Raw genomic sequence first — 1188 nt, 5'->3', positions numbered from 1 at the left:
TCTGCTGCTTGGCGAACGCGAGGTTCTCCTCCGTGAACGCAAAGCTCGCGGGCTGGACTTCCTTCGGTGCTAATCGGCGGACGGACATCTCTTAATCTCTCACTGCATGCGGCGCGTGGTCTTGGCATTCAGAGTCTTGGCATTCAGGGCATCGATCCTGTCCTGCCAGAATGCGCTTGCGGTGCCGAAAACGTTGTAGCCGACGTGGGTCGAGACCTTGATGCGGTCGAGGATCGACAGCTCTTTCACGGTCTCCATCCGGTTGCTGCGCGGATCGAACACGATCAGCTTCAGCGGGGTCTGTTCGAGGATGTAGCGCGACACCGCGTGGCTGCGGTCGCTGCCGTGCTCCTCGCACATGATGACGCTGTCGGTCTCAAGCAGCCGGGCGCCGCCCTTGATCGCCTCGATCTCGACGCCCTCGACGTCGAGCTTGATCAGGTATTTGCCACTCGCTGCAACCTTGCCGTCGTCGATGAGGTTGTCCAGCGCGATGACAGGCACCTCCTCGCCGCCCGACGACGGATCGCCGGCGATGCTGAAGGCCTCGTGCTTGGTGCCCGACAGCCGCGCGGTGCCGCGGGCAGAGCCGATCGCGCACTTCAGGGTCTCGAAGCGGCCAGCGTTGACGCGGGCGTTGTTGGCAAGCTTCGGATAGTTCTGCCCCGACGGCTCGATCGCGATCGCCTTGTGCGAGCCGAACGGCCTGCTCGACACCAGCACCGACCAGTAGCCGTAATTGGCGCCGCAATCGAGCAGCGTGTAGTCGACGTCGATGGAGTCGGCGAACAGCAGCTCCAGCTCGTCTTCATAGTTGTACGAGCGATTGAGCAGCTTGCTCCAGTAACCGTCGCCGTAGGGAAATTCGAACACGGCGTCGGGATTGAGCCTGATCGCGATGTTGCGCTCGGGCAGCGTCTTCCGCAGCAGGTTCGCGCAGGCGATGTAGCCCATATGCGAGAAGTGCGACGAGATCTTCGATCCCGTCACCAGCGCCAAGGCAGCCGTCCGCTCCCACAGGTTGGCCCCTTCAAGGGCCCCCGAGGCGCGGTCAAACTGGATTGGCGCCTGCGCCATCACCGATCGACCTCTCCGAACACGATGTCGAGCGAACCCAGGATCGCCGAGACGTCGGCGAGCAGATGGCCGCGGCAGATGTGGTCCATGGCCTGGAGATGGGCGAAGCCC

The 1188-nt window shown here is 63.2% G+C and carries 2 protein-coding genes and 1 pseudogene; all 3 read right to left on the bottom strand.

Annotated features, from left to right (window positions below):
* Nucleotides 1-88: pseudogene (locus AC1D00_RS41965) on the bottom strand (NADH-quinone oxidoreductase subunit NuoE); the annotation flags it as partial.
* Nucleotides 89-99: 11 nt separating this feature from the next.
* Entirely contained in the window at nucleotides 100-1077 is a 978-nt protein-coding gene (locus AC1D00_RS41960; RefSeq protein WP_477014754.1) for an FkbM family methyltransferase, read from the bottom strand.
* Nucleotides 1077-1188, bottom strand: a 112-nt coding sequence (locus AC1D00_RS41955) for an NADH-quinone oxidoreductase subunit D-related protein (protein WP_477014755.1), incomplete at its 5' end; no start/stop codon positions are given. The genes AC1D00_RS41955 and AC1D00_RS41960, both read right to left, overlap by 1 nt.

The organism is Bradyrhizobium sp. P2_E8 (genome assembly GCF_056403875.1).
Note: the sequence above shows the minus strand (reverse complement) of the source record. Positions and strands in the feature narration are given on the sequence as shown.